The sequence below is a fragment of the Micromonospora sp. C28ISP2-4 genome (assembly GCF_030519385.1).
GTDB lineage: Bacteria > Actinomycetota > Actinomycetes > Mycobacteriales > Micromonosporaceae > Micromonospora > Micromonospora tulbaghiae.
On sequence record NZ_JAUMKG010000001.1, the window covers coordinates 580429 to 603589 of the forward strand.

A 23161-nucleotide genomic window follows, 5' to 3' on the forward strand; every position below is an offset into this window, starting at 1 on the left:
CCGGCCGGCGTGACGAGCCACATCGCTGGTGCGTTTCCGGTATCAGAACGAACTGTTCGGGCATGTTCTCCGTACACAGGTGTGGTTCGTGACGTCTACCTCGGAGGCATGGTGTCCGCACTTCGAACTGATCCATTCGCGGGGGCGATTCTCCAGGTCGGCGTACTCGCGGCCCTGGCCGGCACGGTCGGCCTGAGCGCGTACGGCTGGCTGGCCGGTCTGCTCTTCGGGGTGGTGACGGTGGCGGCGCTCGGATACGGGCTGCGCCGCTCGGGTGCGGACCGGCTCGGGCCGGCGGACTGGGTGACGCTCACCCGGGCGACGCTCACCGGTGGCGTGGCCGCGTTGACCGTCGACTCGTTCCGCGAGCCGATCGTGGTGCCGGTCCTTGTCGCGCTGAGCGCGGTGGCGCTGTCACTCGACTGGGTCGACGGGCAGGTGGCCCGCCGTACCGGCACGGTGAGCGCGCTGGGCGCCCGGTTCGACATGGAGGTCGACTCCTTCCTCGTCCTGGTCCTCTGCGGGTACGTCGCCGACCAGGTGGGCGCCTGGGTGCTGGTGATCGGCGCGATGCGGTACGTCTTCGTCGCCGCCGGGTGGGTGCTGCCGTGGATGCGCGGCTCGCTGCCGCCGCGCTACTGGCGCAAGGTGGTCGCCGCCACGCAGGGCATGGCGCTGGCGGTGGTGGCGGCGGGCGTCCTGCCCCGGCCGCTCGCCGTCGCGGTGCTTCTCGGCGCGCTCGCGATGCTGGTCGAGTCGTTCGGCCGTGACGTCGGCTGGCTGTGGCTGCACCGCGTACGGACGGCGCCGCGCGCGCTCCCGGCCGCGCCGGTCTCCCCCGCGCCGGCCGGCCACCGGACCGAGTGGACGCCGGCCGTGCGGATCGCGCGCCGGCCCGCCGAGGTCGGCGGTCGGCACCGGTGACCGACGAGTCCCGCCGGGCGGACGGCGACGACGCCCCGGACGCCACGACGACCGACGACAACGAGACCGGCACCACGACCGACGACGCGCCGGTGCCGGGGCGGCGGCGCACCCGACGGTTGCTCGCCGCTACGGTCACCGCGCTGGCCGCCGCGCTCGTGCTGGTGGCACTCGTCGCGCCGAGCGACGTCAACGAGTTCAGCCCGGGCGCGTTCCTGCGCATCCCGGTGGAAGGGCTGATCGCCGTCGCCCTGCTGCTGGTCCTGCCGGCACGTCCACGCCGGGTGGTGGCCACGGTCCTCGGCGCGCTGCTCGGCCTGGTCCTCGTCCTCAAGGTCACCGACCTCGGGTTCTCGCTGGTCCTGGACCGCCCCTTCGACCTGATCGCCGACTGGACGTTCCTCGGCGCGGGCGCGGAGTTCCTGTCCGAGTCGTACGGTCGCGCCGCCGAGGTGGGCGCGGTGGCGCTGGCAGTGGTCGCGGTCCTCGCCGTACCGCTGCTGGTGGCGCTGTCGGTGCGGCGGCTGACCCGGGTCGTGGCCGGCCACCGGCGGGTGACCGCGCGCGCGACCACCGCGTTCGCCGCCGCCTGGGTGGTCTGCGCCGTGCTCGGCGCGCAGATCGTGCCGGGCGTCCCGGTCGCCGCCGACACGGTGGCGGCCGGTCTCCACGACCGGGCCCGGCAGGTGCGGGCGGGCCTCAACGACCAGGAGACGCTGAACACGCAGCTCGCCGGCGACCCGTTCCAGGACGTGCCGGGCGAACAGTTGCTGACCGCGTTGCGCGGCAAGGACGTGCTGTTCACGTTCGTGGAGAGCTACGGACGGGTCGCGCTGGAGGATCCGGACCTGGCGCCCGAGGTGGACGCCGTCCTGGACGAGGGCACCCGGCAGTTGCGCGCGGCCGGATACGGCAGCCGCAGCGCGTTCCTCACCTCGTCCACCACCGGCGGCGGGAGCTGGCTCGCGCACGCCACGCTGATGAGCGGCATCCGGGCGGACAACCAGCTGCGCTACACCAACCTGGTCCGCAGCGACCACCTGACCCTCAACGGCGCGTTCAAGCGCGCCGGATGGCGCACCACGCTGGTCATGCCGGCGCTCACCCGCGCCTGGCCGGAGGCCGACTTCTTCTCCCCCGACCAGGTGTACGGCATGAAGGAACTCGGCTACCGGGGGCCGCTGTTCAGCTTCTCCTCACCGCCGGACCAGTACACGCTGTCGACGTTCCAGCGCCGCGAGCGCGGACCCGGGCACGCCCCGGTGATGGCCGAGATCCCGCTGCTGTCCAGCCACGTGCCGTGGACGCCGGTACCGCCGCTCGTCGACTGGGACGACGTCGGCGACGGCTCGGTCTACAAGGGGACCGCGCGTGCCGACCGCGCCCAGGAGGGCACCCGGGAGGCGTACCGGCGTGCCGTCGTGTACTCGCTGCGGACGCTCATCTCCTACGTCCAACGGTACGGCGACGAGAACCTGGTGCTCGTGTTCCTCGGCGACCACCAGCCGGCCCGGGCGGTCACCGGCGAGGGCGCCGGCAAGGACGTGCCGATCACAGTCGTCGCGAAGGACCCGGCGGTGCTCGACCGCATCGCCGGGTGGGGCTGGCAGGACGGTCTCAACCCCGGCCCGCAGGCCCCGGTCTGGCCGATGGAGTCGTTCCGCGACCGGTTCCTGAACGCGTTCGGACCGAAGTCCACCACTCACAGTTAGGGATGCCGTGACGATGCTCGCTCGGGCCTGGGGGATCACCCGTTCCCTGGCCGTCTACCACGGTCAGCCGGCCAAGCACCGGCGCGCCCGGCAGCTCTACGGGCAGTTCCTCTCCCCCGGCGACCTCGGCTTCGACGTCGGCGCCCACGTGGGCGGCCGGGTACGCACCTGGCGGCGGCTGGGCGCGCGGGTGGTCGCTGTGGAGCCGCAGCCGGACTGCCTGCGCGTGCTGCGCCTGGGCTTCGGGCGGGACGCCGACGTGATCATCGAGCCGACAGCCGTCGGTTCCCGGGCCGGGAGCGCGCGGCTGGAGCTGTCGTCGGCGACGCCCACGGTGTCCACCATGTCGTCGTCGTGGATCGAGTCGGTCACCGCCGATCCGAGCTTCGCCGGGGTCCGCTGGGACCGGTCGGTCGAGGTGCCGGTGGTGACGCTGGACGACCTGATCGAGCGGCACGGCGTACCGGCGTTCTGCAAGGTCGACGTCGAGGGCTTCGAGGTCGACGTGCTGGCCGGGCTCAGCCGTCCGGTACGCGGGCTGTCCTTCGAGTACCTGCCGCCCGCGCACGACGCCGCGCTGGCCGCGTTGGAACTGGTGGAACGGCTGGGCGCGACGGCGGGCGGCTACCGCTACAACTACTCGCCGGTGGAGACCATGCGGTTCGCGAGCGACAGGTGGCTGGACGCGGCCGAGCTGGTACGCCTGCTGGAGACGTACCGCCCGGCCGGTCGCTCCGGCGACGTCTACGCCCGGCTGGCGGCCTCCTGAGCGACGCCGTCAGAACCGGTACGCGGTGTGGTACTCCGGCACCAGCACGCGGCTGCGCGGCGAGACCCGGCGCACCTCGGCGACGAGGGCGTCGAGGCGTTCCCGGTCGTTCGCGGCGACCGCCGGCGGGTTGGTGAGCGGCGTCTCGAAGTTGTCCCAGTGCACCGGCACCACGACCTTCGGACGGTCCAGCGCGGCCATCAGCCGGGGCACGTAGTCGGCGGTCGCCGTGGTGGAGGCGGACGCCACCATCGCGACGTCCGGGGCGAGTCCGCTCAGGTTGCGCTCGTCGAAGTCGCTGGCGCCCATGAAGAACACGGACGGCCCGCCGTCGATCCGGATCTGGTACGCCAGCGTGTCGCCCTCGGGCAGGTCGGCGATCGTCTCCGGACGGGGCGGCCGGGCGACCCGTACCCCGGGGAAGGCCATCGACCAGGTGGCGTTCCGGCTGTGCAGCGAGGCGACCACCTCCACGGCGTACCCGTCGAAGTCGAGCACCTCCCCGCCCTTGACCGGGGCCAGTTGACCGCTGGGCAGCCCGTACGCCAGGCCGAGGTGATACGCGGTGAGCGTGCCGAAGACCCGGGCGCCGGTCCGGGCGGCGATGTGCGGCACGTCGTTGAAGTGGTCCCAGTGGGTGTGGGTGACGAGGATGTTCTCGGCCCGGTCGGCGAGCCGGTCCACCACGTCGGCGGCCACGGTCAGAGGCGTGTCGGGGTTGAACGCCTTCCGGAACAGCCCGGTGTCGTACCGGCTCAGGTACGGGTCGACGAGCACCGTCCGGTCCCCGATGTCGATCCGCCAGCCGGAGGTCCCCCACCAGCGGAAGCTCACCGCGCCGCCACGTCGCGTACCGCCGACGGCGCGGCTCGGTGCGGTGACAGGGCCGGCGGCGCGGGCCGGGGCGGCGGCGACGAGTCCGGCGGTGGAGACGGCGGCGGCGCCGACCGCGGCGTCGCGTAGAAGCCGACGGCGGGCGTAGCCGGACGGCCGGTTCTCGGGCATGTGTCGTCCTCCCCGTTCGGGATCGGTGATCGATAGGCCCAGCCCACCACCCAACGGCCGCCGATGTCCAAGATCGACGGGCGCAACGACCGATATCCGAATCGATATCACCGCAGGCCAGGGACGATGTCCGGCCTGGATCAGCGCAGTGACTCGACAGCCGTCCGGGCCGCCTCCCCCATCGCCAGGTCCACGTCGATCCGGCGGGCGGCCAGACGTTCGGTTCGTACCGCCACCGCGATCGCATACCTGCGACCGTCGGGGTACTCCGCGACGCCGGCTTCGAGGTGCAGCCCCGGCAGGGTGCCGGTCTTCCCGGCGACCCGGACCCCGGGTGGGAAGCCGGCGGCCAGCCGGGTCCAGAAGAGCTGCCGTGCCATCAGCTCCCGGACCATGGCGCACGCGGGCGCCGGGCCGGCCTCGTCCCGCCACACCAGACGGAGCAGCCGGGTCAGCTCCCGGGCGGTGCTTGAGCTGGTGTGCTCGGGGTCGAAGACCCGCATCGCGCGGACCCGTTCGGGCGACAGGGTGGGGAAGATCCGCGCGAAGTCCGCCTCGGTGCGCGCGCCCACATCGGAGAGCATCGTCTCGACGAGTTGCCGGGGGCCGCCGACGATCCGGGTGCGCGGCAGGTCCAGCTCCGCGGCCAGCATCGGCAGCACGTCCGCGCCGACCCGGCGCAGGAGCAGGTCGGCCGCCGTGTTGTCACTCACCGACATGGCCAGGTACGCGAGGTCACGCAGGGAGATCTCGACGTCGTCGGCGCAGCCGGCCACACCCCAGCCGCCGAGCCGGTCGGCGGCGCCGACAAGCACCCGTTCGGTCGGGTCGAGCTGGCCGGCGGCTGCCTGCCGGGCGAACTCCAGCACCACCATGATCTTGAAGATGGAGGCGATGACGATCTGCTCGTCGGCGCGCAGCGCCACCTCACCGCCGACCGGGTCGTCCACGTCCACGACGTGCAGGCAACCCCGCAACCCGGCCCGCCCGAAGATCTCCCCGACCCGTTCCGCCACATCCACGCCGACACGGTAACCAGCGGCGACGCTAGGGTGCCCGGATGGATCTGCTGCGACACCTGCGGCATTTCGTGGTGGTCGCCCGGGAACTGCACTTCGGCCGGGCCGCCGAGACGCTGGGCATGGCGCAGCCACCGCTGAGCCAGTCGATCCAGCGGTTGGAGCGGGAGCTGGGCGTCACCCTGTTCGACAGGTCGCAGCGCCAGGTCGGCCTCACCACCGCCGGCCAGTTGCTGCTCGGCGAGGCCGACGATCTGCTGGCCGGTGAACGCCGGCTGCGTCACCTCGCCGAGCGGGTTCGCCGGGGCGCGCTCGGGGTGCTGCGCGCCGGCGTACCCCCGGAGACCCCGGCCGTGACGTTGCGCGCGCTGCTCGACGCGCTCGCGGCCCGCGCCCCCGGGCTCGCCCTCGACCTGCACGAACTGACGAGCGCCGAGCAGCACCGGATGCTTGCCGACGGGCGGCTGGACGTCGGCCTGCTGCACCATCCGGTCGACGGGGCCGGGCTGCGCTTCGGCGAGCCGGTGGACGTACCGGTGGGTGTGCTGCTGCCCCGGGCCTCGCCGCTGGCCCGGCCGCGGGAGATCGCGCTCGCCGATCTGGCCGGCATGGATCTGGTCACCGCGCCACCGGCCACCGCTCCCGGCTGGCACGAGCATCTGCTGACCGTGTGCCGGCAGCACGGTTTCGTCCCGGCCCGGGTCCGTTCGGCACGCAACCCGGAGTTCCTGTTCGGTCTGCTCCTCGCCGGCGGCGCGGTCGCCGTCGAGCCCGCCGCGCTGGCCCGCCGGGAACCACGTATCGCCTGGCGGCCGATCACCGGCACGCCGCTGGTCCGGCGGATCTCCGCGGCCTGGCCGATCCGGGCGGCGCACCCGGCCGCGCCGATGTTCGGCCACCTCGCCACCGAGACGCTGGCCGCGCCCGACGAACCGGGTGGGGCGGCGCTCCTCGCCCCGGCGGCCCGGCCGTGGCCGGTGCTGTTCGAGGCCGGCCGGGACGAAAAGTCGGCCCGGTGACCTCCCGCAGTTCACCGCGATCCGACTAGCATCGCTGATCATGAATATGAAGCGCGTCATCCGCTCGCGACCCGGGCGGTTGATCGCGGCGGTCGTGCTCGCCGTCGCGGTCGGAATCCCGCTCGGCGTGACCGGCGCCGCGTCGGCCGCGACGCCCCTGACCGTAGCGCAGGCGCTCTCCGCCCAGGACGGCCGGACGGCCACCGTCACCGGTTACGTCATCGGCCAGCCCACCGCCACCAACACGGTGCTCACCTCCGGCTTCACCGCTGACACCGCGATCGCCCTCGCCGACCAGGCGGGCGAGACCGGCACGAGCCGGATGCTCTACGTGCAGGTGACGGCCGCCTGGCGGAGCACCTTCGGGCTGCTCACCAACCCGTCGCTGCGAGGGCGGCAGGTGACCGTTACCGGCGCCCTCACCGCGTACTTCAGCCACGGCGGGCTGAAGAACCCGACAGCGATGAGCCTCGGCGGGGGCGCCACGCCCAGCCCCACCCCGACTCCTGCCCCGACCGGCACACCCGACGCCTACTACGCGGGTGCGGCGGGCAGGACCGGGCCGGCGCTGCGCACCGCGCTGCACGGCATCATCAGGGTGCAGACGAAACTCAGCTACGACCAGGTGTGGGACGCGCTCAAGGACACCGACCAGGATCCGGCCAATCCGGCCAACGTGATCCTGCTCTACAGCGGACGCTCGCAGAGCAAGACCAGCAACGGCGGCGGCGGGAACGACTGGAACCGGGAGCACGTCTGGGCCAAGTCGCACGGCGACTTCGGCACCGCCACCGGCCCCGGCACCGACGTGCACCACCTGCGGCCGGAGGACGTCTCGGTCAACTCGTCGCGCGGAAACAAGGACTTCGACGCGGGCGGCGGCGCGGTGGCCGAGGCGCCCGGCTGCTACACCGACTCCGACTCGTTCGAGCCACGCGACGCGGTGAAGGGCGACGTGGCCCGCATGATCCTCTACATGGCGATCCGGTACGAGGGCGACGACGGCTGGCCGGACCTGGAACCGGACGACTCGGTGTCGAACGGCTCCGCGCCCCGGCTCGGGCGGCTGTCGAAGCTGCTGGCCTGGAACGACCAGGATCCGCCGGACACCTTCGAGAAGCGCCGCAACCAGCGCATCTACGAGCGCTGGCAGGGCAACCGCAACCCGTTCGTCGACCACCCCGAGTGGGCGCGCTCGATCTGGGGTTGACGCTCGTCCCCGATGTTCCGAAGCGTGGCGAGCGGGTAGAGACATCCGGTTGGCACGGCCGGGGGCAGTCGGCACGGACGCGCCCCCGGGCACCGCACGATCGGAGATGAGGCTCTCATGGCCCAGAACGGCATTCCGGACATCGCACTCAATGACGGCAACACCATTCCGCAGCTCGGCTTCGGCGTCTTCCAGATCGAGCCGAAGGACACCGTGCGCGCGGTCGGCACCGCGCTCGAGGTCGGCTACCGGCACATCGACACCGCCCAGATGTACGGCAACGAGGCCGAGGTGGGTCAGGCGCTGCGCGCCTCCGGGCTGGACCGCGGCGAGGTCTTCGTCACCAGCAAGCTGAACAACGGCTTCCACCGCCCGGACGACGCGCGCAAGGCGTTCGAGCAGACGCTGCGGGAGCTGAAGTTCGACTACCTCGACCTGTTCCTGATCCACTGGCCGCTGCCCACCCGGTACGACGGCGACTTCGTCTCCACCTGGAAGGTGCTCGAAGACCTGCAGCGCGAGGGCACCGTGCGGTCGATCGGCGTGTCCAACTTCCAGGTCGCGCACCTGGAGCGGCTGGCCGCCGAGACGGACGTGGTGCCGGCGGTCAACCAGATCGAGGCGCACCCCTACCTCGGCAACGAGGAGGTGCGCGCGTACGACAAGGCGCACGGCATCCTCACCGAGGCGTGGTCGCCGATCGCGCAGGGCAAGGTGCTCGACGACCCGACAGTCGTCGACGTGGCCGAGCAGGCCGGCCGGACCCCGGCCCAGGTGGTGCTGCGCTGGCACGTGCAGCGCGGCGACATCGTCTTCCCGAAGTCGACCACGCCGAAGCGGATCGAGGAGAACTTCGCGATCTTCGACTTTACGCTCGACGACGCCGCAATGGATCGGCTCACCGCGCTGGACCGGGGTGAGGCCGGCCGGACGGGACCGAACCCGGACGAGTTCGACTGCATCCCGAGCTGAGCAGTTACACGTCGGAGGGGCCCCGGGGAGACCCGGGGCCCTTCCGCTTGTTGACTTCGCGCGCACTCGAAGAGGCAGGGTGACCGGCAAAGCTCCGACGGGGAGGAAGACATGCGCTACCGCACCATCGGCACGGACCCGGCCACCCGCCGCGAGGTCAGTGTGCTCAGTCTGGGCGCGATGCTGTTCGGCACCGCCACCGACGAGGCCACCTCGTTCGCCATCCTCGACCGGTACGTCGAGGCGGGCGGCACCTTCATCGACACCTCGGACAACTACGCCTTCTGGCACAACGGGGGCCAGGGTGGCGAGAGCGAGGAGCTGCTCGGCCGCTGGCGGCGCAGCCGCGGGATCGGCGGCGAGGTGGTCATCGCCACGAAGCTGGGTGCCCGGCCGCTCGCGCCGGGCACCAGCTATGTCGACAACCCGGAAGGGCTGTCGGCCAAGGTGATCCGCGAGTCCGCCGAGCGCAGCCGGGAGCGGCTCGGCGTCGAGCGGATCGACCTGCTCTACGCCCACATCGAGGACCGGACGATCCCGATGCGGGAGACCGTGGAGGGCTTCGCCGAGCTGGTCGCCGAGGGCACCGTCGGGTTGCTGGGCGCCAGCAACCACCGCGCCTGGCGGGTCGAGCGGGCCCGCGCGCTCGCCGCAGCGGCCGGCCTGCCCGGGTACGAGGTGCTCCAGTACCACCGCAGCTACCTGCCCCGGCGCCTGGACGTGCCGAGCGAGCTGGACCCGGACGGCGACGTCGGCTGGGTCGGCCCCGACCTGCTCAGCTACCTGCGTACGGAGCCGCAGCTCACGCTGGTCGCGTACTCGCCGCTGCTGAAGGGCGCGTACGTCAGGCCGGAGCGGCTCGGCGAGGAGTACGTGCTGCCCGCCACCCCGGCCCGGCTGACGGCGCTGCGGGCGGTGGCCGCCGAGACCGGAGCCACGGTGAACCAGGTGGTGCTGGCCTGGCTGATGGGCGGGGACCAGCCGTCGATCCCGTTGGTCGGTTTCTCCTCGGTGGCGCAGCTGGAGGAGAGCCTGGCCGCTGTCGACCTGGAGCTGACCGCCGAGCAGCGGACCCGGCTGGATTCGGCACGCTGACCGGCGCCGGGCCGGGTGGCCGACACGCCACCCGGCCCGGGCCGATCAACCGGGATCACTCTTCGGACGATGGACACGACGGACCGCTGTCGGCTTCAATGCCAGAGAGGCGTCCGCGTCACCCGGGCCGCAGCGGGGACGCTCATGACCCGCCTTCCTCCCGTACCGGCCGCTGCCGGCCGGGAATCGCCACCGCCAGATCGGATCTGGCAGGCCGTCTGGCGCCTTCCGGGCGAGGCCGGCACGACTACGGCTTTCCGGCCTCGTTGAAACAGGCGATCGGTCTGGCGGCACGCCGCCTGTCGAGGACACCGACGAGGAGAGGTAGCGATTCATGAGCAACCGGAACACCGGCCTGGCCGTCGAGGCCGAGGGCCTGGTCCGGTCCTTCGGTTCGACCCGGGCCCTCGACGGGCTGGACCTGCGGGTTCCCGCCGGCACCGTCTACGGCGTGCTGGGCCCGAACGGCGCCGGGAAGACCACAGCCGTACGGGTGCTGGCGACGCTGTTACGCCCGGACGGCGGCACGGCCCGGGTCTTCGGGCACGACGTGGTGCGCGACGCCGACGCGGTGCGCTCCCGGGTGAGCCTGACCGGCCAGTACGCATCGCTGGACGAGGACCTGACCGGGGCGGAGAACCTGGTCCTGCTGGGCCGGCTGCTCGGGCTGGGCCGGGCGGGCGCCCGGGAGCGGGCCGAGCAGTTGCTCGCCGCGTTCGGGCTGACCGAGGCGGCGGGACGGCAGGTGAAGAAGTACTCCGGCGGGATGCGGCGGCGCATCGACATCGCCGCGAGCATCCTCAACACCCCGGATCTGCTGTTCCTCGACGAGCCGACCACCGGGCTGGACCCGCGCAGCCGCAACCAGGTGTGGGCGATCGTGCGGGCGGTGGTGGCGTACGGCACGACTGTGCTGCTGACCACGCAGTACCTGGACGAGGCGGACCAGCTCGCCGGCCGGATCGCTGTGGTCGACCACGGCCGGGTGATCGCGGAGGGCACCCCGGGCGAACTGAAGGCGTCGATCGGCGCGGGCAGCGTACACATCCGGCTGCGTGATCCGGGCCAGCGGCCGCAGGCCGAGCAGCTGTTGCGGGCGTCGCTCGGCGTACCGGTGCAGCTCGCCGCGGATCCGGCGGCGCTGACCGCCCGGGTCGGCGAGCACGGCACCGACCTGGAGGCCGGTACGCAGGCGGCGCGGGCGCTCGGCGAGCTGGCCGCCGCCGGCATCGTGGTGGACGACTTCTCCCTCGGCCAGCCCAGCCTGGACGAGGTCTTCCTGGCTCTGACCGACCACCCGGCCGTCCCGGCGGACGAGCGGGACGACGAACTGGAGGCGGCGCGATGAGCGACACCGCGATCACCACCGGGCGGACGCCGTCCGTCTACATGCCGTCCGCCGAGGCGCTGGCCACAGTGCTCGCCCCGGCCGAGCGGCCGGCCCGGCCCAGCGCGCTGTCGGCGTCGCTGACGTTCGGCTGGCGCGCGCTGCTGAGGATCAAGCATGTGCCGGAGCAGCTGTTCGACGTGACCGCGTTCCCGATCATCATGGTGCTGATGTTCACGTACCTGTTCGGTGGCGCGCTCGCCGACAGCCCGCGTGCGTACCTCCAGTTCTTCCTGCCCGGCATCATGGTCACGAGCGTCGTGATGATCACCATGTACACCGGGGTCGGGTTGAACAGCGACATCGAGAAGGGCGTCTTCGACCGGATCCGTACGCTGCCGGTCTGGCGGCCGGCGGCGCTCGTCGGGATGATCTTCGGCGACGTGCTGCGCTACGTCCTGGCTGCCGTGGTCATCCTCACCGTGGGCGTGGTGCTCGGCTTCCGTCCCGACGGCGGGCTGCTCGGGGTGCTGGCCGGGATCGGGTTGCTGGTGGTCTTCTCGTTCGCGTTCTCCTGGGTGTGGACCTTCTTCGGCCTGGTGCTGCGCAGCGAGAAGTCGGTGATGGGGACCAGCATGATGGTGCTGTTCCCGCTGACGTTCCTGAGCAACGTGTTCGTCGACCCGTCCACCATGCCCGGCTGGCTGCAGGCGTTCGTCAAGGTCAACCCGATCACCCAGCTCGTCACCTCGGTCCGCGCGGCGATGGCCGGCTCGATGGACGGCCCGAGCACCATGTGGATGCTGCTCTGGAGCGCCCTGTTCGTGGTCGTGTTCGGCACGCTGACGATGTACCGCTACAACCGCCGCTGACGTGACACCGGTGGCGGGGTCCACGCGGCCCCGCCACCTCGCGGGTCAGAGCCGCCAGGGCACCGGCTCGGCCGGCCGGTACCGGCAGGCGCCGCCGGTGGTGACCGACTCGCGCAGGTGGGCGGCGAGCGCCGGATGCCGCTCGTCGATGCGGCGCAGGGTGTCCCGGATCCGCCCGGTCACCGCCTTGCGCGCCCGTTCCGCCTGGTCACCGAGACGCCTGGTGCGCCCGGCCAGCCCGGCGGCGGCCCGCAACTGGTCGAGCAGCGCCGCGCGCTCGGCGTCCAGCTCGGCCAGCCGCCGCCCGTCGTCGCGGGCCGCCGCGCGGTCGATCTCGTCGTCGAGCCGCCGCAGGTGCCGCCGGTAGCGGGCCTTCGCCTCGTCGTCGAGCACCGGATCGGCACCGAGACGGCGCGCGGCGACGAGTTCCGGACCGGCCGCCGGGTCGAGCAGTTCGACGGCGGGCACGTCCGCGCCGGGCCGGCTCAGCAGCAGGCGCAGATCGTGCAGCCCTTTGGCGTCGGGCAGGTGCACCACGACGCCGTCGTACGCGAGGCGCCACACCGGCCCGTCCGGCCGGAACTCGGGCCGGATCACGTCCGCACCGCCCGCGCCGGGGTCGGGCGACCGCCCGTGGACCACACCCGCCCGGGACAGACCCGACGCGGTCCGGCGGCCGGGCTGCGACGACGCGGCGACCAGCGCCGGAGCGCCCGCGCCGAGCCGGGCGGCCGGGGGCGCGACCAGGGCGGACGCCGTCGGCTGGGCGCCGGCCGCCGCCGGAACCGGACCGGCCGCGCCCAGCCGCTCCACCACCTGGGCCATGCCCAGCGCCCGCGCCTCGGCCACCGTCCCGGCACACAGCCGCCGCGCCTCGGCCGCGTCGCCCGGCCGGTCGCGCCCGGCGAGCGCGCTCGCCAGGCCGGCCCGGGCCAGGACCGACCAGGGCCGGGCGCCCAACCGGTCGGCCGCGTCCCGGGCCGCTGTGTAACCGTCGACCGCGTCGTCCCACCGGCCGTCGGCCGCGTCCACCATGGCCAGCCACAGGTCGACCGGGCCGCCGATGTCGCATCCGAACAGCGCCGCCGTCCACTGCCCGCGGTGCGGGGCCAGGTCGGCCCGTACCTCCGCGCAGCGGGCCGGGTCGCCGTCCAGGGCCGCCGCCTGCGCCCGCAGGCGCAGCCACAGCGGCGACACCGACCGGGGGTACGCGGTGCCCGCGGCCTCGATCGCGACGGTGAGCCGCAGCACGGTGGCCGCGTCGCCGCGCTCGGCGGCGGTGATCGCCCGGAGCAGCTCGGCCTGCGGGTGTCCGGTGCCCACCTGGTCGAGCACCGCCTCGGCCTCGGTGACGCGGCCGTACAGCAGCAGCACCGACCAGCGCATGTGGTGCGTCATGAAGGCGTGGTCGGAGTGCGCCGGCTCGTGGTAGCTCTCCGCCTCGGCGAAGCACGCCTCGGCGGTGGCGAGGTCACCCTGGAAGGCGGCGATGATCCCGCTGTCCGCGATCGCCGCCACCCGCTGCCGGGCGACGTCGGCGCGTTGCGCGCCGGTCACGAACGCGGTCAGCTCGTGCCGGTAGCCCGGGTCGCCCAGCTCCAGCAACGCGACCCAGCGCAGCGCCGTGGCCCACAGCTCGGTCTCCCGGTCGCCGCTGCGACGGGCCACCTCCCGGATCTCGGCGGTGACCACTGCTCGTTCCGGCGCGGTGCCGAGCCCCCAGGTGGTGTCGTGGCGGGCCCACAGGCTGAAGGTGAGCGCCTCGTCGTCGCGGCCGTGCCGGGCGAGCGTCTCGGTGGCGGTGATCAGGTCGGTGACCAGCGCGCGTACCGGCCGCTCCGGCTCAGGTTCCGCGATCAACCGCCGGTACGCCTCCCGGATCAGTTCGGCGGCGTCGAGCCGGCGGCGGGTGGCGGAGCGCTGCCGGTGCGCGATCAGCGCCACCCGGGTCAGCACGCCGGGATCGGGCAGCTCCCGGGCCAGCGCGGCGGCCTCTGCCAGCAGCCGCTCGACCTCGGCCGGCGGGCCGGTGTGGTGCAGCAGCCCGGCCAGTTCCAGCAGCACCCGGACCCGCCGGCCGGGCTCGCCGGTCAGTTCGAGCGCGCGCCGGTAGTGCCGGACCGACTCGTCCATCGCGATCCGGCCCCCGGCGTCGCGGGCGGCGGCCAGCAGCAGGTCACCGGCGCGTTCCGGCTCCAGCTCGGCACCGGCCAGCCAGGCGTGCCGGGCCAGGTGAGCCGGGCTGAGCCCGCCGGCGAGCGCGTCCGACCGGTCGACGGCCCGGACCACAGCCGCGTGCCGGACCCGCCGCTCGCCCTCGGCGATTCCGTCGTAGAGCGTCTCGCGGACCAGGTCGTGCACGAAGACGAACCGGCCGCCGTCGCGGGGCAGCACCAGCCGGGCCGCCGCGGCGCGGCCGAGCAGCCGGTCGACCTGCGCGACCGGGGCGGGTACGCAGGCGGCAAGCGTCCCCCTGTCGAACTCGCGGCCGAGCACCGCGGCCACCGTGAGCGCCTCGACCACCGGGGCGGGCAGTTGGTCGAGCCGGCGACGTACCACCTCCCGCACGCCCGGGGCCACGGTGTCGGTGAGGCCGTGGGTGTGCCAGAGCCGGGCGGTCTGCTCCACGAAGAACGGGTTACCGCCGGTGCGCCGGTGCACCTCGTCGACCAGGCTCCCGTCGGGCTCCCGGCCGGCCGTGCGGGCCATCAGCGCGGCCACCTCGGCGCGGCCCAGCCCGGCGAGCGTGACAGTGGTGGCCTTGGCGGTCAGCGGCAGCAGCAACGGGCGCAGCGGGTGCTCGCCGGACTCGACTTCGGCGTCCCGGTAGGTGCCGATCAGCAGCAACCGTTCGAACCAGGCGTGCTGGGTGACGAACTGGAGCAGCCGCAGCGACGCCGGGTCGGCCCAGTGCAGGTCGTCGAGGATCACGGCGACCGGCCGGTGCTGGGCGACGGCGACGAGGGCGGCGGTCACCGCGTCGTGCCTGTCGAACTCGGCCCGGCCGGCGTCACCTGGCTCGGCGCCATCACCCGGCGCGGCCATGTCGCCCGCCGCGCGCTCGCCCAGCAGCGCCGCCAGGCCCGCGTCGGCCGCCTCCCGCACCCCGCGCGGATCGTCGGCGGATCGGGCCAGGCGGCGCAGCACCTGCACCCACGGCCAGTAGTCGGGGGCGGTGTCGGAGTCCCAGCAGGCGGCGCCGAGCACCAGCGCCCCGCTGCGGCGGGCCTCGTCGGCGGCGGCCGAGACCAGCGTGGTCTTGCCGATGCCCGGCTCGCCCGTGACCAGGACGAGACCGCCGTGGCTGTCGACCAGCCGGGCCACCTCGGCGCGCAGCAGCGCAGCGGGATGCTCCCGCCCGATGAGGTGTTGGCCGAACCGCGGCTCCATGACCTCACGACGCTAGCCGAAGGGTCCGACAAGGAGGATCCCTCAGAGCCGCGCGTCGGCGACGACGTGCGCGCGCGCCGGGCAGGCGGCCGGTCCCTGTTCGGCGAACCACCGGCAAATACGCCGGATCGCGCACTTCGGCAGTGTGCACGACGGTTGCTGTGCCCGGGTCACGGCGCGTCGGAAGGGAACCGCTCGTGTCCGAGTACGGCGAGCAGTCGCAGTTTCTCCTCGGCCTCGCTGCGCGGCGCGGCGGTGAGCACCAGCAGCGCCTGTGACTGGTCCTCGGTGAAGAGCACCTGGCAGTCCAGCTCGATCGGCCCGACTTCCGGGTGGATCAGCGTCTTGTGGTCGGCGAAGCGCTGCGCCACCTCGTGCCGCTCCCACAGCTCGGCGAACTCGGTGCTGGCCGCGCGCAGCACCCGCACCAGCTCGCCCGCGCGGGACCGGGGGCCCATCGACCCGTACGCGGCACGCAGGTTGGCGACCTGGGCCCGGCTCTGCCGGTCACGGTCCTCCACCGGGTAGCGCTCCCGTTCGGCCGGGTCGGTGAACCAGCGGTACACCTCGCTGCGGGCGAGTCCGGTGTAGCCGGAGCGGTCTCCGAACAGCGCGGCCGCCAACCGGTTCTGCACCAGCGTCTCGCCGAGGTCGGACAGGATGAGCGCCGGGGTGTCGGTCAGCCGGTCCAGCACCCGCAGCAGCGCCGGCGCGACGTGCCCGCCGGTGGCGACCGTCTCGGGCGGGCTGTGCCCGGCGACCCGGAACAGGTACGCGCGTTCGTGCGCGGTGAGCCGCAGCGCCCGCGCCAGCTCGCCGAGCAGATACGTGCTCGGCTGCGGGCCGCGCCGCTGCTCCAGCCGTGTGTAGTAGTCGGTGGACATGGTGGCGAGCGACGCGACCTCCTCCCGCCGCAGGCCGGGCGCCCGGCGGCGGGCGCCCTCGGGCAGTCCGACGTCGCCGGGGCGCAGGGCCTCGCGGCGGCGGCGCAGGAATTCGGCCAGGGCTTGGCGGTCCATGATCCGAGTATCCGCCGCGCTCCGCCGGGAGCCAGGGATCCGCGATCCCCCGATCAGCGATCTCTTCACCCGCCCCACCGGACACCGCAGGCTTGCCGTATGGACATCTCCGGAAACACGATCTTCATTCCCGGCGCCACCAGCGGGATCGGCCTGGCCCTGGCGCTCGCCCTGCGGGAGCGGGGCAACACGGTGATCATCGGGGGCCGGCGTACCGAGCTGCTCGACGAGATCGCCGCCGCCGACCCCGGCCTGGACACCGTCACGATCGACACCGCCGACCCCGCGAGCATCGCCGCCGCCGCGGACCGGGTGCTGGCGAAGCACCCCGATCTCAACGTCCTGGTGACGATGGCGGGCGTGATGCGGATCGAGGACTGGCGCTCGCCGGACACGTTCCTCGCCTCGGCCGAGGAGGTGGTGACCACGAACGTGCTCGGCCCGATCCGGCTGATCGCCGCGTTCGTCGAGCACCTGCGGCAGCGCGGCGACGCCACGATCGTCACCGTCTCGTCCGGTCTGGCGTTCGTGCCGCTGCGGGTCACGCCGAGCTACAACGCCTCCAAGGCGGCGGTGCACATGCTCAGCGAGTCGATCCGGCTGAACCTGGCCGGCACCGGCGTACGGGTGCTGGAACTGGTGCCGCCCGCGGTACGCACCGGGCTGCTGCCGGGCCACGAGAGCAACGAGGTCGCCATGCCGCTGGACGAGTTCGTGAGCGAGGTGATGGCGCTGCTGGAGGCGCAGCCGGACGCGACGGAGATCCAGGTCGAGCGGGTGAAGTTCCTCCGCCACGCCGAGGCGCGCGGCGAGTACGACGCGGTCGTCGCCACCGTGAACGCGACCGATCCGCATGCGTCCACCCCTTGATATTGATAGATACCTATCTATAGGCTGGCGACGTTCCGCTCACCCCCCATCCCAAGGAGTGTGAACCATGCGTACGCCCAAGCTGTCCCGGATCCTCGCCACCCTCGCGGCCGCGACGCTGGCAGCGCTCGGCGCGGTAGCCGTCAACCCGGCTCCGGCCTCCGCCGCCGTCCGCAACGTCTGCTACAACATCAGCCAGGCCGGCCCGTTCGCCAACACGGCGGTACAGGCGGCGGCGATCTGGAACAACTACACGAACAACATCAACATGGCTCAGTGCGGGTCCAACCTGCGGATCACCTACACCTACGGCGGCGGCTCGTACGCCCAGCGCACCAGCCTCGGCAACGGCCGCGTGGTGATCGACTACAACCAGGCCCAGCAGTACTCGGCGCTGCGCATCATGACGCACGAGATCGGCCACATCCTCGGCCTGCCGGACAACTACAACGGCAACTGCGCCATCCTCATGTCCGGTGGCAGCGCCGGCACGAGCTGCACCAACCCGTACCCCAGCTCCACCGAGGCCGCCCGGGTCGACTCGCTGTTCGGCTTCGCCGCCCGCAGCGCGACGCCCGCCCAGGTCTTCACCGGCAGCTGGCCGGCCGCCTCGACGGTGGGCGCCCAGCGCTGACGACGCACTGACGACGGGGTCGGCGGCTCACCGCCGGCCCCGTCCGCGCGTCCGGCGCCGGCCGGACGCGGCGTCGTCGGCGAGGTCCGCCGCGCGGCGGCTCAGCTCCTCGACCCGCTCCCGGAGCCGGCGCAACGCCTCGGCGTCACCGCCCACGCCGGACACCTCGTCGAGCAGGCCGACGTAGTCGGCGGCCAGCCGCCGGTGCGCCGGGGCGACCGGCCCGACGTACCGGTCCAGGTCGATGATCTGCTGAGCGAGAACAGCGGTGGCGGCGCCCAGTGCGGCCCGTTCGTCGGCGCGCGCGTCCCGCCCGGCCCGCCGCGCGTCGGCCAGCCGACCGGCCCGGCGACCGCCGAACCAGAGCACCGCCGCACCGGCCACCACCCCGGCCACCGCGCCGCCGGCCAGCAGGTAACGGGGCAACGACGGGCTGATGGTACGGGCGCCGTCCGGCACCAGACCGGCCCGGACCAGCCGGTCGTAGTTGAGCACGATCACCTTCAGCGCCTCGACCGGCCGGTCCACGAACGCATCGGCGCCCCGGCTGATAGTGGTCTCGACGACCATGGCCCGCCCGAGGTCACGCGGGCCGTCGCCGCCGAGACGGGAGCAGCCGTACGTGTCCCAGTCCTCGCCGTCGCGGCTCATCGCCAGCACCAGCGTGCCCTGGGTGGCGCGCTCGGTGGCGTCGCACGCCTCCCGCAGGTCGGCGCCCGGCTCCATGATCAGCACCACCAGCCGCCGGTTGCCGATCACCCGTTCGGCGGCGGCCCGGTCCAGGTCCACCCCGGGCGCCGCGTAGACCGACGAGCCGCGTACCTGCCGGGCGGCCGGCCCGTCCAGGATGCCGCCGGTCCACAGCGCCCAGCCGGCCAGCGCCAGGCAGGCGAGCGCGGCCCGGCCGAACGCGGTACCGACCAGGCGCCCGGGCAGCCCGCGCGGGCCGGCCGTCGCCACGCCTCGGCGGGCCGCCGACCGCTCGGGACGGGTCGCGACGCGGCTCACGACAGCCTCGCCCGCAGGTAGACGTCCGGCCGGTAGCCGGGCATCCGCACGTCCCGCGCCACGTCGTCCAGTTCGGCCGCCGCGTCGGCGAGCAGTTCGCGTACGTGCCGGTCGGGCAGCCCTTCGTCGAACGCGTCCCGGGCCGCCCGCAACCGGCCCACGCCCCGGACCAGCGCCGGGTCGCTGCGCGCGTCGGTGAGCAGCGACAACTCCACAGCCAGCGCCGAGAGCCCGGCCAGCCGCGCCGGCGTGCCACCGGGACCGACGTCGGCCGGGCGGCGGCCGGACCCCCGGACGGTACGGATGGACAGCACCACGAAACCCGCCACGCACCCGGCGAAGATCCAGGGCAGCGCCGGCAACGCCACCCGCAGCGGGTCGAACGGCCGGTACGGCAGCGGGCGGTCGAACAGCCCCGCGTACCGCACGTCGGTGACCTGGGCCAGATACGCGCCGAGCACGTTCTGCTGGGGATAGGCGTAACGGCCGAGCCGGCTGCCGAACTGGGCGTAGAAGCTCGCGCCGGCCACCTCGGCGAACGACGCCGCACCCGGACCGTGGTACTCGATCCAGTCGCCGTACATCACCACCAGCGGCTGGTCCGGGGCGAGCCGGTGCAGCGCCGGCCCGTACGCGGGCAGCGGCTCCCCGTACGGCTGTGCGGGCAGCACCACGAACCAGGCGCCGTCCGGGAACGCGGTGCCCGCCGCCTTCTCCGGCAGCCGGGGCATCGTGGCACCGGCGGCCACGTACCGGCCGGTGGCGCGCAGCGCGGCGACCACCGGGGCCAGTTCGGGGCCGGTCGGTTCCCGCCAGCGCAGGTCGTCGCCGTCCGGCGGGGTGGGCTGGTCGTGCAGCGTGGCCAGCAGCGTGAGCAGCGGGCCGGTCACGTCGCGGGTGGCGAACCGGGCCCGCCAGCCCGGCAGGTCGTCCGGCGAGGCCACGTAGATGCCGCCGCTGACCTCGGTGCCGACGATCCGGATCTCGGCGCTCTCCACGTCCTTCACCCGCCGGCGTTCGGCCTCGTCCAGACCGGGCGGGGCGACCAGGATGCGGGTGCCCCGGTCACCGATGGCGGCCCGGACCCGCTGCTCGTCCCAGCGCGCGACCGCCCCCGGCAGCCGCACCACCGGTTCGGCCGCGACCAGCGCCGTCATCTCCTCGACCGAGGGCACGCTCGCGTCGCTCAGCTCCCCGGCCGAGCCCTCCGGCAGCGCGGCTGTCGACGGGGAACGCCCGTAGCTGACCTCCACGCTCTGCCGCTGCGCCACCAGGAACACCACGAGCACCGCCGCCGCGGCGGCCAGCAGCGACCAGCGCAGCAGCTCCCGGCGTACCCTCGTCATCGCCCGGCCCGCCACAGCTCGTCGGCGCGGCGGGCGTGCTCGGCCGCCGCGCGGGCCGCGTCGGCGCCGCCGCGTCCGGCGGCGAGCAGCTCGGCGTGGGCCAGCAGCCGCTCGGCCTCCGGAACGCTCGCCGGAGACGCGTCCCGGCTGACTGTGGCGTCGTGGATCGCCGCCCGCGCCGACGACCAGGCGACCCGCCGGCCCTCCGCCCGGGCCCGCCGCCGGGGCAGCAGCGCGGCGAGGAAACCCGCGGCCACCGCCACCACACCCCCGCCCAGCCACTGCAGCACGCTCGCGGTCATGATCTCTGTCTAACGCACCGCCGCCAGCGCCGCGCGGCGAGGGCGGTGGCCTGCGCCGGTCCGCCGCCTACGACGACGAGTAGCCCTCGTTGAAGCCCTCCATGAACCCGCCCGCGAACCCGGAGACGACGCATCCGGCACAGCACAGGATCACCAGCAGCGCCGGCACCGTGACCCACAGGACGATCGCCCACCTGCTCATCCCCTCGCTCGGCTGCTCCACGTACGCCGGCGACGGATAGTACGGCTGTTGCGGGTACGCCTGGTGCTGGTACGGATCCTGCTGATAGGGATCGTGAGGATGCATCCGGCCATCGTGCCCACCGGCCGCGAACGCCGGAAGATCCGAACGGTCCACCGATCCTGCCGCGACGGCCCCTCGTCATGCCCGGTGGGCATCGAGGTGGGTGAGCACCGTCTGGTTGGCCTCCCAGCCGTCGGGGAACTTCACCGGCACGTCCAGGTGCACGCGCTCGGTCGACGGGTACGCGTCGAGCAGCTCACCGATCCCGGCCCGCGCCACCACCACGCAGGCGTGCCGGTGCCGCGACGCCAGCACGCACAGCCGCCCCGACTCCAGGTGGAACGCGGTCGCGTCCCGCCGGCCGGAGAGCGGGTGCAGCACGATCGTCACGTCGTACTCCCGGCCCTGGAGCCGGTTGGCGGTGTCCACGGTGATGCCCGCCCCGGCCGCGCCCAGCCGGGACCGGATGGCCGCGACCTGGTCGCGGTGCGCGGCCCCGACGGCGATCCGGTCCGCGGTGACCGGCGCGCCGCCCGGCGCGGACTCGCTGACCGCTACCGCGCCGCGCCGCAGCACCCGCAACGCCAGCTCCGCGCAGGCCGCGGCGGCTTCTCCATCGGTACGCACCGTGTGCCGGGCCGGCAGCTCGTGCAACGCCCAGCCGGTGGCGGCGGCCACCTCCACCGAGGCGTCGTAGGCGTCACCGGCGCCGGGCTCGGTGAACGTCAGCGCCCGGTCGGCCGGCCCGGTCCCGGCGCGGAACCCGGTGAACGGGTAGAACGCGGCGGACACCACCGGGGCGGCCGAGTCGGGCAGCCGCCACGACACCGGCAACCGGTGCACCGGCAGCTCCGGGTTGTGCCGCAGCAGCGTGGCCACCGCCGACTGCATCGGATCCCAGGTCAGGCCGGTCCAGCGGAACGTCTCGACGGTGCTGAACGGGTCGAGCTGACCGGGGTCGCCGACGAACAGCGCCCGCTCGAACCGCCCCGCCACGCGCAGCAGCGCGTCGGCGCGCATCTGGTACGCCTCGTCCACGATCGCCCAGGGCCAGCTCCCCTCGGTGACGGTGGCCCACTTGGCCGCCGTACCGATGGTGACCGCCGGCCCGCCCAGGTCGGCGACCTTCGCCGCGACCCGGACCGCCGGGTGGGCGGTGACCCGCTCGGTGGGCCGGTAGTCGGTCGCGGAGAGCCGCCCGACGCGCAGCTCCGGCGCCCTGCGGCCGAGCCGGTCGATGAGGTCGTCCACCTGCTCGTTGGTCTGCGCCACGATCATCAGCGGATCGCCGGTGGCGGCGGTCTCGATCGCGGCGCGGACCACGAGGGTCGACTTCCCGGCACCGGGAGGCGAGTCCACCACGACGCCACGGTGCGTGCCGTCGCGCAGATCCCGCAGCACACGCTGGATCACCTGCTCGGCTTCGTGCAAGGAAGGGCCCCCTTTTAACGTCTCCGGTAGAGGCGGGGCCCCTTCTTAACACGTCTCGGCCTGGACCGCGCCGGCGCCAGGGAGGCCGCACCGTCTGCCTCATCGATCAACTTGCACCCGACTGTCACGCTCTGAGTCAGAAAGACGGGGAAGCGCGGGTGAGACGATGGGCCTTCACCGCAGTCGCGCCGGTATAGGCATCGGCTTCGTCCTGCTGCCGTTCGGTTTCTGCATGGTGCTGGCCGGGCTGGCCGGCAGCACCCTTCGACTGATCGGCGGGCTGATCTTCGGCGGGCTCGTCATGCTCGTAGGCGTCGCGGGCATCGTCGAGGTGGCCCGGCCGTTCCGGTTCCACATCAGCTTCGAAGGCTTGACCGTCCGGACAGCCGAGCTGAACCGGCTGCTGCCCTGGGCGGAGATCGAACACCTGATCCTGTACCAGCCACCTCCGGTTCTGTCCGACAAGAGGATGCCATCACCGTTGCTGCTGCTCGTACCCGCCGCCACGTCGACCCTCGACCTCCCGCTGACCCACTCCAGCCCGTTGGACGACCGGCCCTGCATGGTCCTGCTCGAAGTGCACGACGTCCGGGAGAAGACGGACCAGGTGGCCGACGCCCTCGCTCGGTACGGCGGCAGTCGTTTCACCGACCACCGCCGGCTCGTCCGGCAGCGTTTCGACTCAGTCCACTTCCCGATCGAAGCACGCGGATACGACCAGGCTGCCGTCGACGCCCTCGTGCAGAAGGGCCGGGAGGCACTGCGGTCGGAGGACTTCCTGCTGCGCCTCGCGGCGAAGGCACAGGTCGAACGCGCCCTGGTCGAGTTGCCGCTCGTCGCGCACGGTTACTACCGCGTCCAGGTCGACACGTTCCTGCAGGATCTGTCCGGCGCGTTGGCACGGTTCGAGGGGGGCGAAGAGGAGTCCGGCTGACGTGTCCGCACCCGCCGGCCGGGCCTTCCATACCCGGAGGGCTCGCAGCCTCCGCGAGC

General features: G+C 73.6%; 21 protein-coding genes. 12 read left to right on the top strand and 9 right to left on the bottom strand.

Annotation, left to right across the window (positions count from 1 at the left end; genetic code table 11):
• The first annotated feature begins 108 nt into the window (after window positions 1–108).
• From Q3W68_RS02740 to Q3W68_RS02750, 3 genes are read left to right on the top strand one after another with little or no spacing between them, the layout of a single operon-like run.
• Complete coding sequence (locus tag Q3W68_RS02740) at window positions 109–924, top strand: CDP-alcohol phosphatidyltransferase family protein (protein WP_302903936.1); 816 nt, start codon at window positions 109–111, stop codon at window positions 922–924.
• Window positions 921–2636, top strand: coding sequence for a sulfatase (locus Q3W68_RS02745; protein WP_302903937.1), 1716 nt, complete (start codon window positions 921–923; stop codon window positions 2634–2636). Before Q3W68_RS02740 ends, Q3W68_RS02745 begins: the two co-directional genes overlap by 4 nt.
• A 13-nt stretch (window positions 2637–2649) precedes the next feature.
• Window positions 2650–3405 (top strand): FkbM family methyltransferase, encoded by a 756-nt coding sequence (locus Q3W68_RS02750; protein WP_302904939.1) that lies wholly within the window; start codon window positions 2650–2652, stop codon window positions 3403–3405.
• Between the two features lie 9 nt (window positions 3406–3414).
• On the opposite strand, the gene Q3W68_RS02755 is transcribed toward Q3W68_RS02750, so the two are convergent.
• Together Q3W68_RS02755 and Q3W68_RS02760 are read right to left on the bottom strand one after the other, a co-directional pair.
• A complete protein-coding gene (locus tag Q3W68_RS02755) occupies window positions 3415–4410 on the bottom strand; it encodes an MBL fold metallo-hydrolase (protein WP_302903938.1) in 996 nt (331 codons plus the stop codon).
• Between the two features lie 140 nt (window positions 4411–4550).
• The gene (locus Q3W68_RS02760) at window positions 4551–5432 is read right to left on the bottom strand and encodes a serine hydrolase (RefSeq protein WP_302903939.1); all 882 of its coding nucleotides are present in this window, start codon (window positions 5430–5432) and stop codon (window positions 4551–4553) included.
• A 38-nt stretch (window positions 5433–5470) separates the two neighbouring features.
• Here Q3W68_RS02760 and Q3W68_RS02765 point away from each other — a divergent pair, with 38 nt between their 5' ends.
• The 6 genes from Q3W68_RS02765 to Q3W68_RS02790 all read left to right on the top strand — a co-directional run bounded on the left by Q3W68_RS02765 (window position 5471) and on the right by Q3W68_RS02790 (window position 11924).
• A complete protein-coding gene (locus Q3W68_RS02765) occupies window positions 5471–6448 on the top strand; it encodes a LysR substrate-binding domain-containing protein (RefSeq protein WP_302903940.1) in 978 nt (325 codons plus the stop codon).
• 40 nt (window positions 6449–6488) lie between these two features.
• Complete coding sequence (locus Q3W68_RS02770) at window positions 6489–7658, top strand: endonuclease (protein ID WP_302903941.1); 1170 nt, start codon at window positions 6489–6491, stop codon at window positions 7656–7658.
• Between the two features lie 117 nt (window positions 7659–7775).
• A complete protein-coding gene (locus Q3W68_RS02775; RefSeq protein ID WP_302903942.1) occupies window positions 7776–8630 on the top strand; it encodes an aldo/keto reductase in 855 nt (284 codons plus the stop codon).
• A 111-nt stretch (window positions 8631–8741) separates the two neighbouring features.
• The gene (locus Q3W68_RS02780) at window positions 8742–9725 is read left to right on the top strand and encodes an aldo/keto reductase (RefSeq protein WP_302903943.1); all 984 of its coding nucleotides are present in this window, start codon (window positions 8742–8744) and stop codon (window positions 9723–9725) included.
• A gap of 334 nt (window positions 9726–10059) precedes the next feature.
• Window positions 10060–11073 carry an ATP-binding cassette domain-containing protein gene (locus Q3W68_RS02785; RefSeq protein ID WP_302903944.1) on the top strand — a complete coding sequence of 338 codons (1014 nt, stop codon included), beginning with the start codon at window positions 10060–10062 and terminating at the stop codon, window positions 11071–11073.
• Complete coding sequence (locus Q3W68_RS02790; protein WP_302903945.1) at window positions 11070–11924, top strand: ABC transporter permease; 855 nt, start codon at window positions 11070–11072, stop codon at window positions 11922–11924. The genes Q3W68_RS02785 and Q3W68_RS02790 overlap by 4 nt, the downstream gene beginning before the upstream one ends.
• A 45-nt stretch (window positions 11925–11969) precedes the next feature.
• Here the strand turns inward: Q3W68_RS02790 and Q3W68_RS02795 are convergent, their stop codons facing one another.
• Entirely contained in the window at window positions 11970–15314 is a 3345-nt protein-coding gene (locus tag Q3W68_RS02795) for an AAA family ATPase (protein WP_302903946.1), read from the bottom strand.
• Between the two features lie 170 nt (window positions 15315–15484).
• Window positions 15485–16333 carry a helix-turn-helix transcriptional regulator gene (locus Q3W68_RS02800; protein ID WP_302903947.1) on the bottom strand — a complete coding sequence of 283 codons (849 nt, stop codon included), beginning with the start codon at window positions 16331–16333 and terminating at the stop codon, window positions 15485–15487.
• Between the two features lie 99 nt (window positions 16334–16432).
• Between Q3W68_RS02800 and Q3W68_RS02805 the strand changes: the two genes are divergently transcribed.
• Both Q3W68_RS02805 and Q3W68_RS02810 read left to right on the top strand, forming a co-directional pair.
• Complete coding sequence (locus Q3W68_RS02805; RefSeq protein WP_302903948.1) at window positions 16433–17203, top strand: SDR family oxidoreductase; 771 nt, start codon at window positions 16433–16435, stop codon at window positions 17201–17203.
• A 67-nt stretch (window positions 17204–17270) separates the two neighbouring features.
• Complete coding sequence (locus Q3W68_RS02810) at window positions 17271–17837, top strand: snapalysin family zinc-dependent metalloprotease (RefSeq protein ID WP_302903949.1); 567 nt, start codon at window positions 17271–17273, stop codon at window positions 17835–17837.
• A 27-nt stretch (window positions 17838–17864) separates the two neighbouring features.
• On the opposite strand, the gene Q3W68_RS02815 is transcribed toward Q3W68_RS02810, so the two are convergent.
• From Q3W68_RS02815 to Q3W68_RS02835, 5 genes are all read right to left on the bottom strand, one after another.
• Entirely contained in the window at window positions 17865–18845 is a 981-nt protein-coding gene (locus Q3W68_RS02815; protein WP_302903950.1) for a hypothetical protein, read from the bottom strand.
• Complete coding sequence (locus tag Q3W68_RS02820; protein WP_302903951.1) at window positions 18842–20191, bottom strand: hypothetical protein; 1350 nt, start codon at window positions 20189–20191, stop codon at window positions 18842–18844. Before Q3W68_RS02820 ends, Q3W68_RS02815 begins: the two co-directional genes overlap by 4 nt.
• Window positions 20188–20493, bottom strand: a complete 306-nt coding sequence (locus Q3W68_RS02825; protein WP_302903952.1) for a DUF6403 family protein — start codon at window positions 20491–20493, stop codon at window positions 20188–20190. The genes Q3W68_RS02820 and Q3W68_RS02825 overlap by 4 nt, the downstream gene beginning before the upstream one ends.
• A gap of 67 nt (window positions 20494–20560) precedes the next feature.
• Window positions 20561–20800, bottom strand: a complete 240-nt coding sequence (locus Q3W68_RS02830; protein WP_302903953.1) for a hypothetical protein — start codon at window positions 20798–20800, stop codon at window positions 20561–20563.
• Between the two features lie 75 nt (window positions 20801–20875).
• The gene (locus Q3W68_RS02835; protein WP_302903954.1) at window positions 20876–22168 is read right to left on the bottom strand and encodes an AAA family ATPase; all 1293 of its coding nucleotides are present in this window, start codon (window positions 22166–22168) and stop codon (window positions 20876–20878) included.
• Window positions 22169–22334: 166 nt separating this feature from the next.
• Between Q3W68_RS02835 and Q3W68_RS02840 the strand changes: the two genes are divergently transcribed.
• Window positions 22335–23102, top strand: coding sequence for a hypothetical protein (locus Q3W68_RS02840; protein ID WP_302903955.1), 768 nt, complete (start codon window positions 22335–22337; stop codon window positions 23100–23102).
• The last annotated feature ends 59 nt before the right edge of the window (window positions 23103–23161 follow it).